Annotated in this window: 14 protein-coding genes; 10 read left to right on the plus strand and 4 right to left on the minus strand. The window is 72.6% G+C overall.

Annotation, left to right across the window (positions count from 1 at the left end):
* Nucleotides 1-201: 201 nt before the first annotated feature.
* The gene (locus tag ACWGJY_RS15605; RefSeq protein WP_453261332.1) at nucleotides 202-1131 is read right to left on the minus strand and encodes a heavy metal transporter; all 930 of its coding nucleotides are present in this window, start codon (nucleotides 1129-1131) and stop codon (nucleotides 202-204) included.
* Nucleotides 1132-1172: 41 nt separating this feature from the next.
* On the opposite strand from ACWGJY_RS15605, the gene dapE reads away from it, so the two are divergent.
* Together dapE and ACWGJY_RS15615 are read left to right on the plus strand one after the other, a co-directional pair.
* On the plus strand, nucleotides 1173-2264 hold the full coding sequence (gene dapE, locus ACWGJY_RS15610) for a succinyl-diaminopimelate desuccinylase (protein ID WP_453261333.1): 1092 nt from the start codon (nucleotides 1173-1175) through the stop codon (nucleotides 2262-2264).
* A gap of 112 nt (nucleotides 2265-2376) precedes the next feature.
* Complete coding sequence (locus ACWGJY_RS15615) at nucleotides 2377-3126, plus strand: LOG family protein (protein ID WP_453261334.1); 750 nt, start codon at nucleotides 2377-2379, stop codon at nucleotides 3124-3126.
* A gap of 52 nt (nucleotides 3127-3178) precedes the next feature.
* Here ACWGJY_RS15615 and folP read toward each other — a convergent pair whose 3' ends face one another.
* Complete coding sequence (folP, locus tag ACWGJY_RS15620) at nucleotides 3179-4078, minus strand: dihydropteroate synthase (RefSeq protein WP_453261335.1); 900 nt, start codon at nucleotides 4076-4078, stop codon at nucleotides 3179-3181.
* Between the two features lie 92 nt (nucleotides 4079-4170).
* On the opposite strand from folP, the gene ACWGJY_RS15625 reads away from it, so the two are divergent.
* Together ACWGJY_RS15625 and ACWGJY_RS15630 are read left to right on the plus strand one after the other, a co-directional pair.
* On the plus strand, nucleotides 4171-4629 hold the full coding sequence (locus tag ACWGJY_RS15625) for a DivIVA domain-containing protein (protein WP_453261336.1): 459 nt from the start codon (nucleotides 4171-4173) through the stop codon (nucleotides 4627-4629).
* On the plus strand, nucleotides 4626-5231 hold the full coding sequence (locus ACWGJY_RS15630) for a DNA-3-methyladenine glycosylase I (RefSeq protein WP_453261337.1): 606 nt from the start codon (nucleotides 4626-4628) through the stop codon (nucleotides 5229-5231). The genes ACWGJY_RS15625 and ACWGJY_RS15630 overlap by 4 nt, the downstream gene beginning before the upstream one ends.
* A 112-nt stretch (nucleotides 5232-5343) precedes the next feature.
* Here the strand turns inward: ACWGJY_RS15630 and chcB are convergent, their stop codons facing one another.
* Complete coding sequence (gene chcB / locus ACWGJY_RS15635; protein ID WP_453261338.1) at nucleotides 5344-6144, minus strand: 2-cyclohexenylcarbonyl CoA isomerase; 801 nt, start codon at nucleotides 6142-6144, stop codon at nucleotides 5344-5346.
* Nucleotides 6145-6467: 323 nt separating this feature from the next.
* Here chcB and ACWGJY_RS15640 point away from each other — a divergent pair, with 323 nt between their 5' ends.
* Nucleotides 6468-6635 (plus strand): DUF3117 domain-containing protein, encoded by a 168-nt coding sequence (locus ACWGJY_RS15640; RefSeq protein WP_006603288.1) that lies wholly within the window; start codon nucleotides 6468-6470, stop codon nucleotides 6633-6635.
* Between the two features lie 167 nt (nucleotides 6636-6802).
* Here the strand turns inward: ACWGJY_RS15640 and ACWGJY_RS15645 are convergent, their stop codons facing one another.
* A complete protein-coding gene (locus ACWGJY_RS15645; RefSeq protein WP_453261373.1) occupies nucleotides 6803-7399 on the minus strand; it encodes an O-methyltransferase in 597 nt (198 codons plus the stop codon).
* Between the two features lie 373 nt (nucleotides 7400-7772).
* Here ACWGJY_RS15645 and sigE point away from each other — a divergent pair, with 373 nt between their 5' ends.
* The 5 genes from sigE to ACWGJY_RS15670 all read left to right on the plus strand — a co-directional run bounded on the left by sigE (nucleotide 7773) and on the right by ACWGJY_RS15670 (nucleotide 13491).
* Nucleotides 7773-8465, plus strand: a complete 693-nt coding sequence (gene sigE / locus ACWGJY_RS15650; RefSeq protein WP_453261339.1) for an RNA polymerase sigma factor SigE — start codon at nucleotides 7773-7775, stop codon at nucleotides 8463-8465.
* Entirely contained in the window at nucleotides 8462-9418 is a 957-nt protein-coding gene (locus ACWGJY_RS15655; RefSeq protein WP_453261340.1) for a zf-HC2 domain-containing protein, read from the plus strand. The genes sigE and ACWGJY_RS15655 overlap by 4 nt, the downstream gene beginning before the upstream one ends.
* Nucleotides 9419-10112: 694 nt before the next feature.
* Nucleotides 10113-12113 (plus strand): trypsin-like peptidase domain-containing protein, encoded by a 2001-nt coding sequence (locus ACWGJY_RS15660; protein ID WP_453261374.1) that lies wholly within the window; start codon nucleotides 10113-10115, stop codon nucleotides 12111-12113.
* A 116-nt stretch (nucleotides 12114-12229) separates the two neighbouring features.
* Nucleotides 12230-12712, plus strand: a complete 483-nt coding sequence (locus tag ACWGJY_RS15665; RefSeq protein ID WP_453261341.1) for a sec-independent translocase — start codon at nucleotides 12230-12232, stop codon at nucleotides 12710-12712.
* A 119-nt stretch (nucleotides 12713-12831) separates the two neighbouring features.
* Complete coding sequence (locus ACWGJY_RS15670; protein ID WP_453261342.1) at nucleotides 12832-13491, plus strand: hypothetical protein; 660 nt, start codon at nucleotides 12832-12834, stop codon at nucleotides 13489-13491.
* Nucleotides 13492-13569 lie beyond the last annotated feature (78 nt).

Consider the following 13569-nt stretch of genomic DNA (forward strand, 5'->3'; position numbering starts at 1 on the left):
AACTCAGGTAAAGAGTTGGTAACGCGTCACATAATCCGCCCTGGAGAAAGAAGGGCAATATGGGCACGCCCCGACGGGCTGCGGAAACGTCACAGTCCTTTGCGTGCAAGGGAATTGGCGGAACAGCTCAACGCGGTCGCGCCAACTGCCGTACGTCTTGAGGGAATTGCTGCCCCTGCCCCTTCCGGGGGACGTGGCGAACTATTGCCCGGTGATGATACGAACGTCGCGTGCCGCGGCCCCGGAAGCGGCCGGCTTCTCCTGCCAGCCCTTCCCCGAATCGGCCGCGCTCCACGTCCGGCCGGCGTAAGAGATCTGTTCGATGTGCAGCTCGGCGGAGTGCGCCATGGCCCAGGTCGCCAGCTCCCAGCCGCGCCGAGGGGCGTCGCCCGCGGCCATCGCGCCGGCCGCCCGCACCGGTATCGTCACGCCGCGCCCGTCGTCCGCCGTGGGGTCGCCGGCGGCGCCCTGCCGCGGCAGCACCCGGGAGCCGAACTCCCGCAGCAGCTTCTCCCGCACCTTCGCGGCGCCGCCCGCCCCGCTGCCCACCGGGCGGCTCTCGGTGCAGATCATCGCGCCCTGGTCGCGGCCCGTGAGCGCCCCGGTCAACTGCGCGGCGTCCGCCTCGTGTTTGGCGTAGGCCTGCGGATAGCCGCTGTGCTGCACCCTCTGCGCGGCGACGGTCAGCGGCAGCCGGGAGTAGCCGGGCACCTTCGCCAGATGCCGGTAGAACTCCCCGGCCGAGTAGACGGGGTCCATGATCTTCTGCACGGTGCCCCAGTCCTGCGACGGCCGCTGCTGGAAGAGCCCGACCGAGTCCCGGTCACCGAAGTTGATGTTGCGCAGCCCCGACTCCTGCATCGCGGTCGCCAGCGCGATGGTCACCGCCCGCTCCGGCAGCCCGCGCGAGGACGCCACCGCCGAGATCGTCGCGGCGTTCGCGGCCTGCTCGGGGGACAGCTGGTAGGCGTCCGCGTCGCCCTCGCCGCGCACCGTGCACTGCGGCGCCCCGGGGCCGCCGGTGAGGTACTGCACCACGAGATAGACGGCCAGCCCTATCAGTACGCAGACTGCCGCGGTGAGACGCCACAGGCGGGCGCGGCGAGCGGGGGCTGAGGGCTGGGCGGACACGAGCCCACCGTACTGGAGCGCTGCCCGATAGGGTCGGATCCATGGAGCCCCGCGCAGACCACCCCGCCCTCGACCTGTCGCTCGACGCCGCCGCGCTCACCGCGCAGCTCGTCGACTTCCCCTCCGAGAGCGGCAACGAGAAGGCCCTCGCCGACGCCGTCGAGCACGCCCTGCGCGCGCTGCCGCACCTGCGCGTCGACCGGTACGGCAACAACGTCGTGGCCCGCACCGACCTGGGCCGCAACGAGCGGGTGGTGCTCGCCGGGCACCTCGACACCGTGCCGATCGCGGACAACGTCCCCTCCCGGCTCGACGAGGACGGCGTCCTGTGGGGCTGCGGCACCTGCGACATGAAGTCCGGCGTCGCCGTCCAGCTGCGGATGGCCGCCACGGTCCCGGCGCCCAACCGCGACCTGACCTTCGTTTTCTACGACCAGGAAGAGGTCGCGGCGCACCTCAACGGGCTCGGCCATGTCGCCGACGCGCACCCCGACTGGCTGGCCGGTGACTTCGCCGTCCTCCTGGAGCCCTCCGACGGCCAGGTGGAGGGTGGCTGCCAGGGCACCCTGAGGGTCCTGCTGCGCACCACCGGGGAGCGCGCCCACTCCGCCCGCAGCTGGATGGGCGCCAACGCGATCCATGCGGTCTCCCCGATCCTGGCGAAGCTCGCGGCGTACGCACCGCGCCGCCCGGTCATCGACGGCCTCGAATACCGCGAGGGCCTCAACGCCGTGCGCATCGAGGGCGGCGTCGCCAACAACGTCATCCCGGACGCCTGCACGGTCACTGTGAACTTCCGCTACGCGCCGGACCGCACCCCCGACGAGGCGCTGGCGCACGTACGCGAGGTCTTCGCGGACTGCCCGGTGGACGAATTCGTCGTCGACGACCACTCCCCGGGCGCGCTGCCCGGATTGTCCCACCCGGCGGCCAAGGCCTTCATGGAGTCCGTCGGCGGCAGTGCGCTGCCCAAGTTCGGCTGGACCGATGTCTCCCGCTTCAGCGCCCTGGGCGTCCCGGCCGTCAACTACGGCCCCGGCTACGCGCTGCTGGCGCACAAAAAGGACGAACGGGTCGAGACCGACCGCATCCTGCACTGCGAGGAGCGGCTGCGCGCCTGGCTCACCGCCTGACCGCCGGCCGCCGTGCCCGGGACCGGCTGCATACCCGGCGAATTCCCCTGCTCTTCACGTCAACGGATCTACGCTGAAACGGCAAACGATCTGCCAGCGGAGGGAGCACGACATGGCCAGTCCCGAGGGAGCACCGGTCCCCGAGGAGCAGCGGCTGGGTCCCGTACTGCGCCGCCAGGACCAGGTGCGGACCGGCACCACGGACCAGCGTCTGCTGGACTCCGAAGGCCCCTCCGAGTGGGTGCACACCGATCCCTGGCGCGTGATGCGCATCCAGTCGGAGTTCGTCGAGGGCTTCGGCGCGCTGGCCGAGCTGGGCCCCGCGGTCAGCGTCTTCGGCTCCGCCCGTACGCCGCGTGACTCCAAGGAGTACGACGCCGGTGTACGGATCGGGCGGGCCCTGGTCGAGGCCGGGTTCGCGGTGATCACCGGCGGTGGCCCCGGCGCCATGGAGGCCGCCAACAAGGGCGCCAACGAGGCCGGGGGCACCTCCGTCGGGCTGGGCATCGAGCTGCCCTTCGAGCAGGGCATGAACGCCTATGTGAACCTCGGCGTCGACTTCCGGTACTTCTTCGTCCGCAAGACCTGTTTTGTGAAGTACGCCCGGGGGTTCGTGGTGCTCCCCGGCGGTCTCGGCACCCTCGACGAGCTGTTCGAGGCGCTCACCCTCGTCCAGACCCGCAAGGTCACCCGCTTCCCGATCGTGCTGTTCGGCACGGCCTACTGGAGCGGACTCGTCGACTGGCTGCGCGACACCCTCATCGCCGAGGGCAAGGCGTCGATGCACGATCTGGAGCTCTTCCACCTCAGCGACGACGTGGACGAGGCGATCGCGCTGGTCACCAAGGAGGTCGGGATCTGAGGCCGGGACCCAGGGGGCCGTCCGCCCTCTGGGCAGGTTCCGGTCCCGGCCCTCAGGCCAGTCCCCGGCGGGCGACCGCCGGGGGCCGGTGGCCGGCGATCGAGGCCACCATGTCCAGCACCTGCCGGGTCTCGGCGACCTCGTGGACCCGGTAGACCTGAGCGCCCAGCCAGGCCGAGACGGCGGTGGTCGCGAGGGTGCCGAGCACCCGTTCCTTGACCGGCCGGTCGAGCGTCTCGCCGACGAAGTCCTTGTTGGACAGCGAGACCAGCACCGGCAAGGGGGTATCCCCTGCCCGGGGGAAGCCGAGAGCCCGGGGAACGGCATCCGCCATCTCGCCCAGGCGCCGGGTCGCCTCCAGGCTGTGCCGGGTGTTCTTCCCGAAGTCGTGCCCCGGATCGATCATGATCGCGTCCCGCCGGACGCCCAGCTCCACGGCCCGCTCCGCCAGCCCGAGCGTCACCTGCAGGATGTCGGCCATCACGTCGTCGTACGTCACCCGGTGTGGGCGGGTACGCGGTTCGGCGCCGCCCGCATGCGTGCACACCAGGCCCACGTCATGGCGCGCCGCGACCTCCGCCAGCTTGGGATCGACGCCGCCCCAGGCGTCGTTGAGCAGATCGGCGCCGGCCTCGCAGACCGCCTCGCCGACCTCGTGCCGCCAGGTGTCGACGCTGATCACCACATCGGGGAAGCGCTTGCGCACCTCGGCCACGAACCCGACCGTGCGGCGGGCCTCCTCCTCGGCGCTGACCTCCTCGCCGGGGCCGGCCTTGACGCCGCCGATGTCGATGATCGCGGCTCCGTCGGCCACCGCCTGTTCCACGCGGGCCAGTGCGGGCTCGTCACGGAATGTGGCGCCCTGGTCGTAGAACGAGTCCGGCGTCCGGTTCACGATCGCCATGATCACTGGCTCGTGCACCCCGAACTCGCGATTCCCCAGCCGCAGCATTCCCTGACTCCCTTTCCGTGGTCCGGGAGCGACCCTAACTGTCACACCCGCATGGCACGATCAGTGCAGGCACATAGTCCGGGGAGTTGGTCGTGTTCTGGTTCTTGCTGATCGCGATGGTCGTGGTGGTGGCCGCGGTCACGCTCGTGGTCGTCGGCGGCGGTGACGGCGGCGGGCTGCGGGATTCCGAGCCGGACCGGCTGTACGACCCGCTGCCGGAGGACCGCCCGCTGGGCCGCGCCGATGTGGAGGCCGTCCGCCTCCCGGTGACCGTCCGTGGCTACCGGATGAACGACGTCGACGACGTCCTGGACCGCCTGGGCGCCGAACTGGCCGAGCGGGACGCCCGGATCGCGGAGCTGGAGGCGGCACTCGCCGGGGCGCATGCCTCCGCCATGGGCGGCCCGGGGCTGATACAGGACGGCCCGCCCGTGCTCGGGCCGGTGCAGGAGACGCGGCCCGCTGCCGGGCCCGGTGAACCCGAACCCTCCGGGACCTCCGAGGCGTCCGAGACGTCCGGGACCACCCGGGAAGACGGGGAGCAGACATGAGCGGCGTGGTGACGGAACCGGACGGCCTCCCGCGCTGCCCGTGGGGGATGGAGTCGGCGCGGATGGCCGACTACCGCGCCTATCACGACACCGAATGGGGCCTGCCGGTCCACGGCGACGACGCCCTCTTCGAGCGGATGAGCCTGGAGGCGTTCCAGTCCGGGCTCTCCTGGATCACCATCCTGCGCCGCCGCCCCGGCTTCCGCGCCGCGTTCGCCGGCTTCCGGATCGCGAAGGTGGCCCGGTTCACGGACGCGGACGCCGAGCGGCTGCTCGCCGACCCGGGCATCATCCGCAACCGCGCCAAGATCGCCGCGACGATCAACAACGCCAAGGTCGCCGTCGAGCTGGCCGGCGGCGAGCTCGACGACCTCATCTGGTCCTACGCCCCCGACCGGGCCGGCCGGCCGGTGCCACACACGCTCGGCGATCTGCAGCCGGTGACCCCGGAGTCGACGGCGCTCGCCAAGGACCTCAAAAAGCGTGGCTTCCGCTTCGTCGGCCCGACCACCGCCTACGCGATGATGCAGGCGTGCGGCCTGGTCAACGACCATCTGGCGGACTGCCATGTCCGTCAGGCCGTGGAGGCGGCGGCCGGCTGACCCGGACCGGCCGGCGGCGGTTGCCGCCGGCCGGTGGGTCCGGGGCAGCGCGCCGGCAGGTTTCAGGGCGGCAGGTTTCGGGCCCGCAGGTTTCGGGGCGGCGGAGCCCGGGTCAGCGGCCCAGGAAGACCGGCTTCTCCTTCTTCACGAACGCCTCGACCGCGATGTGGTGGTCCTCCGACGCCCCGGCCCGGCCCTGCAGCTCGTCCTCCTTGCCGAGCGTCTCGGCGAGCGAGTGCCCCGCCCCGTAGGCCAGCGATTCCTTGATCGCGGCGTACGCGGCGGTCGGGCCCTGGGCCAGCCGCCGGGCGACGGCCGCGGCCGTCGCGGCCAGTTCGTCGGCCGGGACCACCTGGTTGGCGATGCCGAGTTCGTACGCCTCCTGGGCGCTGATGCTGCGCGGGAAAAGCAGCAGATCGGCGGCCCTGCCGTGACCGATCAGCCGGGGCAGCGTCCAGGACACCCCGGAGTCGGCGGTCAGCGCGACGCCCGCGAAGGAGGTGTTGAAGGACGCGGAGTCGGCGACGACGCGGTAGTCGGCGGCCAGCGCAAAGCCCGCTCCGGCGCCCGCGGCGACCCCGTTGACGCCCGCGACCACGGGCTTGGGCATCTCGGTCAGCGCGGTCACGATGGGGTTGTAGTGCTCACGCACGGTGTTCATGGTGGCGCCGGAGCCGGTGGCCCGGTCCTCGGCCAGCAGGCCGATGTGCTCCTTGAGGTCCTGCCCGACACAGAAGGCGCGCCCGGTGGCGGTCAGCAAAACGGCGCGTACGGCGGGATCGGCGGCGGCCTCGTGCAGGGTGTCCCGCAGCAGGACCTTCGCCTCCGTATTCATCGCGTTCATCGCGTCGGGGCGGTGGAGAGTGATCGTCGCGAGTCCGTCGGTCACGTCATAGAGCACGGTGTCGGCCATAGTGGGAGTCCCCTCCGTCGCGGCTCGGACTGCTCGGCAGCGGCAGTCAGCGCTCAGGATGCCGGAGATCATCGGGCCCCGGCATGTGACGTACATCAAAGATTGCGGGCGCGCCGGAGGCCGACGAGCGGAGAAGTATTGCAGCCGCCTCACCGAATTGAGGGGGTTTGCGGGAGCGCGTTGCCGAAGGGATGCTGCCTGATGTTGGTCATCGGGTCGTTCGATGCGGGATAATGGCCTGGAAGCAATGTGTTCGATGCCGGTGACACGTGCCTATTCGGGCCGTCGGCTGAGATGAGCTGGTTTCAGGAAGGGGAACGAGCATGGCGGCGATGAAGCCGCGGACGGGCGACGGCCCGCTCGAGGTGACCAAGGAGGGGCGGGGCATCGTCATGCGCGTTCCGCTCGAAGGCGGCGGGCGGCTCGTCGTCGAGCTGACCCCCGACGAAGCCAAGGCCCTGGGTGAGGCCCTGGACAAGGTCACCGTCTGACAAGGGCGGAGCAACCGGCGGTTTCCCGGGGCTGACCCCGGTATCCCGAGCCGAATTATCCCGGCCCCGGCACGTGGCGCGCAGGAGAAGGCGCGCCACGTGCCGGGGCCGTTTTCCTGCCTACGGGGCCCTGCCTCAGGCCCCGGACCGGACCGGGGCGGCGGCTGTCAGCCGCGCTTGACCGCGCAGAGCAGTCCGTCGCCGACCGGCAGCAGGGCCGGCACCAGCGTGGTGCTCTCCCGGACGGCCCGCAGCAGTTCCCGCAGCCGCAGCACCTCGGCGGGCTGCACCGCGGAGTCGACCGTACGGTCGTCGGCGAAGACGCCCTCGAAGCAGACCAGGCCGCCGGGGCGCAGCAGACGCAACGATTCAGCGAGATATTCGAGGTACTCCATCAGGTCGCCGTCGCAGAACACGAGGTCGTAGCCGCCGTCCGCGAGACGGGGCAGGACGTCCAGCGCGCGGCCGGGGATGAAGCGGGCGCGGTTCCCGGCGAAGCCGGCCGAGCGGAACGCCTGCTTGGCGAAGGTCTGCCGCTCGGGTTCGAGATCCACGGTGGTCAGCACCCCGTCGGGCCGCATGCCGTGCAGGAGATAGATGCCCGACACGCCCGTGCCGGTGCCGATCTCGGCGACCGCCTTGGCGTCCGCGGTGGCCGCGAGCATCCGCAGGGCCGCTCCGGTGCCGGTGGTCACCGTACGGATGCCGGCTTCCCGTGCGCAGTCACGGGACCAGCGCAGGGCGGCCTCGGCGCTGTCGTCGATGGTCCCGGCGCCGTACGCCTCGGCGAATGCCAAGCTCGTCTGCCGGTTGCCGGTAATGGCCCTCTCCTGTCCCCGTAGTTGACGCAACCGTGACTGTATCCGCTGCGTGCGGGAACCCGCAGATGGGACTGGGCGTTAAGGAGAGGCAGAGGGATGACGGGGGGAGGCGCCGGTGAAGACCGTGCGAGACATGGAGCAAGACCAGAAGCAGGACCAAATGCAGGTCAAAACTGCTTATCCGGAGCTAACGGGCGAGGTGGATATGGTAGGGGCTCTACTGGACACCACCAGAGCCACCAGGGGAGGTGCGGCTGCGACGGGTGACCGAGGGGTGCTGAGGCGCTTGAAAAGGTCGTTCGCCGAGCCGAAATCCGTGACACACACTGCTGACCGTTCCCGCCCCCATGGCCCCAAGGGCATGGGAGGGGCTCCCGTCGCCGACTCCGCAACGACCGCGACCTTTGCCGCAGACGCGGATGCGCAGGCGTGGACTCCGCCCAGCTGGGAGGAGATCGTCAGCACCCACAGTGCACGGGTCTACCGCCTCGCCTACCGCCTCACCGGCAATCAACACGACGCCGAGGATCTCACCCAGGAGGTGTTCGTCCGCGTCTTCCGCTCGCTGTCGACCTACACCCCCGGCACGTTCGAGGGCTGGCTGCACCGGATCACCACCAACCTCTTCCTGGACATGGTCCGCCGCCGTCAGCGCATCCGTTTCGATGCGCTCGGTGACGATGCCGCAGAGCGGCTCCCCAGCCGCGAACCCTCCCCGCAGCAGCACTTCAACGACACCCACTTCGACGCCGATGTGCAGCAGGCGCTGGACACCCTTGCGCCCGAATTCCGTGCCGCCGTCGTCCTGTGCGACATCGAGGGCCTGTCGTACGAAGAGATCGCCGCGACGCTCGGTGTCAAGCTCGGTACGGTCCGCAGCCGGATTCACCGCGGCCGCTCCCATCTGCGCAAGGCGCTCAAGCACCGCGCTCCGGCCACGCGTGCCGAAGAGCGCGAGCAACGGCGGTCGCTGGCCGTGGTGCCCACGGGGGAGGTCGGAATCGCGTGAGCGGCAGTGGCGGTCCGTCCCCCGCCGAGCAGCATCTCGGCGACCGCCTCGCGGCCCTGGTCGACGGCGAGTTGGGGCATGACGCACGCGAGCGGGTGCTCGCGCACCTTGCGACATGCGGACGGTGCAAGGCAGAGGCCGACGCCCAGCGTCGGCTGAAAAGCGTATTCGCCGAGACGGCGCCCCCCGCCCCCTCCGAGGGGCTGCTGGCACGGCTGCAGCAGCTGCCCGGTGGCGACGGGAGCGGTCCCGGCAGCCGGCTCGGCAGCGGCAGTTTCGGGCGTGGTGAATTCGCCCGTGGCGGCAGCGCGTTCCGCTATGTCCCCTCCGACAGTCACTCCGGCCATGCCATGGCAGGGGTGCCCACGCCACCCCCCGCGCGCGGCTTTCGCGTACAGGAGACCGACCGGCCCGCGCAGCGGCGCCGGTTCGCCTTCGCGGCGGCCGGTGCGGTCTCGCTCGCGGCCTTTGCGCTGGGTGGCGCCCTTCCGCTGGAGGCGGCGGTCGACCTGCCCGGCGGACGCGTCGACGGTGGCGGCACGGCTGTCACCCCGCTCAGTGCCAGCCCGGCGGCCGACGTCGGTTCCCTGCTGCGCGGTGAGGAGTTTCCCGCCAAGAATTCCCGGTCCGGCGCCTGGCGGCCGTCCGGTGGTCCGACCATGGCCCCGGCCCCCAGCGCCATGACCCTGTACGGCCCCACCACGGCGCCCCCTTCCCCGCAGTCCTCGGTGGCCTCGCCCGCCGCGGCCGGACGCTTCGGCCTGTCGCCGCTGATAGCCGCGACCGGCCCGGCCACGGCGTACCACCTCGCGCCCCTGGCCGCCGCGACCGGCAACGCCCCCGTGCGGAAGAACCCGCCCGCTCTCCCGCCCCTGGAGTCCATGCGCCCGCTGATCGGTTCCGCGGCCTCGGCAGGCCCTTCCGCCCCTGGCTCAACCTCCGCCCGGCGCTGACCGTCCCCTGCGCAGCCCCGCGCGGAACTGGTTGAATCGCCCTGGGGCGGCGCACCCCTGACCGGGCGCGTACCGCGAGGTGGTGGTGGCCCGCGCACGACCGCGGGCGAATTCTGGGGAGAGCATGGACGACGGTAAGGCCGCCGGGCCGAAGCTGAAGTGGTGGAGCCGCCCGGGAGGCACCCCGCGCACCGGACCGTCCGCCGAGGCCGGTCCGCGGGCGATGCCGCCCGCCGACGGTCCGGCGGGCGGGACCGGGGCCGAGGCGTCCGGCGGGTCCGACGCGCAGGGGGCGGAGGACTGGATCGTGCGTCCGCCCGAGCCGCGGGACGCCTCGGGGGCGGCTGCGGCGCCGCAGTCGCCCGGGAACGCCGGGGCACCCGAAGAGACCGCCGTCGGCGACGAGTTGACGGTGGCGCGGGGGGTGGCCGCCGCGGACGGGACGAAGCGCGGGGATTCCGGGGCCGTGGCCGCCGGGACGAACGGTGCGCGCCCGGCCCCCTCGACCGTGACGCTCCGCCGGGTGCCCGGTGGCGCGCAGGACGAGGCCCGGCCCGGCCCGAGCGCCGGGGCATCGGACGAAACGGCCACGGCCACGACCACGGCGACGCCCCCTGCTCCCGCCACCGCTCCGGTGCCGCCCGTGGCCCCGGCCCCGGCCGAGACCGCGAGCGCGGCGCCGCGGCAGCAGCCCTTGCACGCCGAGGACCCGTACGGCACCCCTCCGTACGGCGGTCCCGGTCCGTGGGCGCCCGCGCCGCCCGTACAACGGCCGGTCGCGCCCCCCGCACACGGCACGGTGCTCCCGCCCGCTGCCGGGCCGTTGCCCCCGTACGGTGCCCCGGCCGCCCCGCGGGGCGGGGTGCCGGCCGCGGGCCACCCGGCCCCGCCCCAGTCACCGCCGCCCGCCGCACCACCCGCCCGGCCGACGGGTGCGCCGGCGACGACCGGCGAGGACGGCTGTCCGCTCGCGCCCGGCGGCGAGCAGCAGCCGGCCGACGCCGCGCACGCCCGGCCGGAGGCCGGACCGGCCGCCACCCACCGGCCGGGGCTGGAGAAGTCCGGCCTCCCGGACCGCTCGCCGCTCGCGCCCGGCGGTGAACAGCCGCCCGCGCAGGCCCCTGCCGACCCGGCCACCGCCTCCCGGACCGACGCGCCCCGGCACACCGGCCCGCAGCACACGAGCCCCCGGCACACCGGCCCGCAGACCGCTGCCCCGCACTCCGGCGGCCCGTGGACCACCCCCCTGGACCCGATGGCCGGACCGGGCGCCGGACCCGACGGGGCGGCGCAGGACGGCGCCTTCGTCCCCCACCCCGGCGACGGCGGCCCCCGCCCGGCAGCCGTGGCCGCGTCCGGTGCCGCCCCGCCGCCGCACCAGCCCTTCTCCGGCCTGCCCGCCGCCCACGGACCGGCTGCAGCTCACGGACCGGCCGCCGCCCAGGGACAGCCCCCCGCTCACGGACAGCCCCTCGCCCCGCACGGAGCCTGGCAGCAGTATGACCCCTGGAGCGCGCCGCTGCCGGGCGGACCCGGTGCCGTGCCGCCGCACGAGCGGTGGCGTCGGCGTGGACTGCTGACCGCCGGTGCGGTGGCGCTCGCACTGCTCGCGGGCGGCATCGGCGGCGGCGTCGGTGCCTATGTCGAGCGCTACGGCGGGATCAACGACATCAGGCTCCCGCAGTCCGCCGGTGACGCGGGGGGCCGCCGGCCCGACAGCGTCGCCGGGATCGCCCGGACCGCGCTGCCCGGGGTGGTGACGATCCATGTACGGGGCAGCGCCGAGCAGGGCACCGGCACCGGCTTCGTCCTCGACCACCAGGGCCACATCCTCACCAACAACCATGTCGTCCAGCCGGCCGGCAGCGGTGGCGAGATCTCGGTGACGTTCAGCGGCGGCCAGACGGCCAGGGCCAGGGTCGTCGGCCAGGACGGCGGCTATGACCTCGCCGTCGTCCAGGTGGAGGGCGTCACGGGGCTGCGCCCGCTCACGCTCGGCAACTCCGACACCGTGCAGGTCGGCGACCCGGTGGTGGCGATCGGCGCACCGTTCGACCTCGCCAACACCGTCACCTCCGGGATCATCAGCGCCAAGCAGCGCCCGATCACCGCGGGCGGCGAGAAGGGCGACGGCAGCGAGGTCTCGTACGTGGACGCGCTGCAGACCGATGCGCCCATCAATCCGGGCAACTCCGGCGGCCCGCTGGTGGACGCCAGGGCGCGGGTGATCGGCATCAACAGCGCCATCCGCGCGGCCGACAGCGGCAGCGGCCTGGACGGCGGCGGCCAGGGCGGCGGCCAGGGCGGCGGCCAGGGCGGCAGCATAGGGCTGGGCTTCGCCATACCGATCAACCAGGCCAGGCGGGTGGCCGAGGAGCTGATCAACACCGGCAAGGCGACGCACCCGGTGATCGGCGTCACCTTGGAGATGGAGTACGCCGGTGACGGGGCGCGGGTCAGCGGGCGCAGCAAGAGCGGCAAGCAGCCGGTCACCCCGGGCGGCCCCGGCGCCAAGGCCGGGATCAAGGCCGGTGATGTGATCACCGGGGTGGACGGTGCTCCGGTGCACAGCGGCGAGGAGTTGATCGTGAAGGTCCGCAGCCACCGGCCCGGCGACACGCTGGTGCTCACCCTCCAGAGGGGCGGCAAGGACCGGTCCGTACGGCTCAGCCTGGGGTCCTCCAGCACGGGCTGATCGTTTGCACGGTGTTGGCACGGGTGACTCCCGCCCGACGCACGGGGCCAGGTACCGTGATACGCGGCCTGGCCCATAGGCCGACGAAGGCCACGGATTACCCAAGGAGCTGCAAGGTGTTCTTCGACATAGGACCCCTCGAGCTGGTGGCGCTCGTGATCCTTGCGGTGCTCATCTTCGGCCCGGACAAGCTCCCCAAGGTCATCCAGGACGTGATGACCTTCCTCCGCAAGGTGCGGGCGTTCTCCGACAGTGCCAAGGAAGACATCCGCAGCGAGCTCGGGCCGGACTTCAAGGACTTCGAGTTCGAGGACCTCAAGCCCAAGAACTTCGTCCGCAAGCACGTCCTGGAGAAGGACGAGTACGGCCTCAAGGACCTTCAGGAGATCCGTGACGGCTTCGACCTGAAGAAGGAGATGGCCGAGGTCACCGACGCTGTGCACGGCCACGACAGCGCCTCTTCCGCCACGCCCTCGAACGGCTCAGGCCCCAGCCTCTCCAAGGAGTCCCCGGCCTCCGCCGGCCGCCCCGACATGGTGAAGAAGACCGGCAGCCCTCAGCCGGACGAGCGTCCGCCGTTCGACGCCGACGCCACCTGACACACACCGGTATGACCGGCTGTGTTGACGCCTATGGCTATGCTCCGGGTGTCCGGGGTTCGGTCGCCTGAGGGGGGCGGGCCGCCCACGACGCAGGGCAACAAGGAGGCTCCGCGCAGATGGAGACGACGAGTCGGACAGCGGCACAGGTGCCCGCGGAGGCCGTCCGGAAGGTCGACGGCTATCTGCTGGCCGCGTTCCCGTGGTACGGCCTCGACGAGGCGTTCACCGGTCCGCGCTGGCTGATGCAGGTCGGCGCGGCCGCGGACGGCACCGTCGAGCACGGCGCCACCGGGCACGGCGAGGAGCCCACGATCAAGGTGGAACCGCCGCAGGACGAGCGGTTCGCGGTCGTGGTCACGGTCGCCAGCCGCCCTGTACGGCGCAGCGCCGACGGCACCGGCGTACTGGAGGCGACCTCGGTCTCGACGGCCGCCTGGCTCGCCGGGTCGGGCCTGCTCGCGCAGACCTGGCCGACCCAGATGGACCGGACGCTGCGCCAGGACTGGCTGGACCAGCAGACGATGCTGGCCTGGGAGCTGGCCGACGACCTCGGCGGCGGGAGCTGGAGCGAGCTGATACTGCCGGTCGACGGAGTGCCGACCTCGTTCGCCTACCGCGAGTCCGAGTACGGCTGGGTGCTGGCCGGCTCGGCGAGCGAGGGCCCCGAGGGCCCCGACGGCCCCGAGAGCGTGCACATCGGCGCCTACGGGCGCGGGATGAGCGCGTACGGGCTGGCCTTCTCGGTGATCAAGGATCTCGCCGCGTACGAGGGCTGAACGGGCACGGCAGAAAGGGGCGGACCCGTAACGGGCCGCCCCTTTCCACGCCGTCCCGGAGCCGGTTCCCCGGGGTCA

The sequence above is a fragment of the Streptomyces sp. NPDC054765 genome (assembly GCF_053612065.1).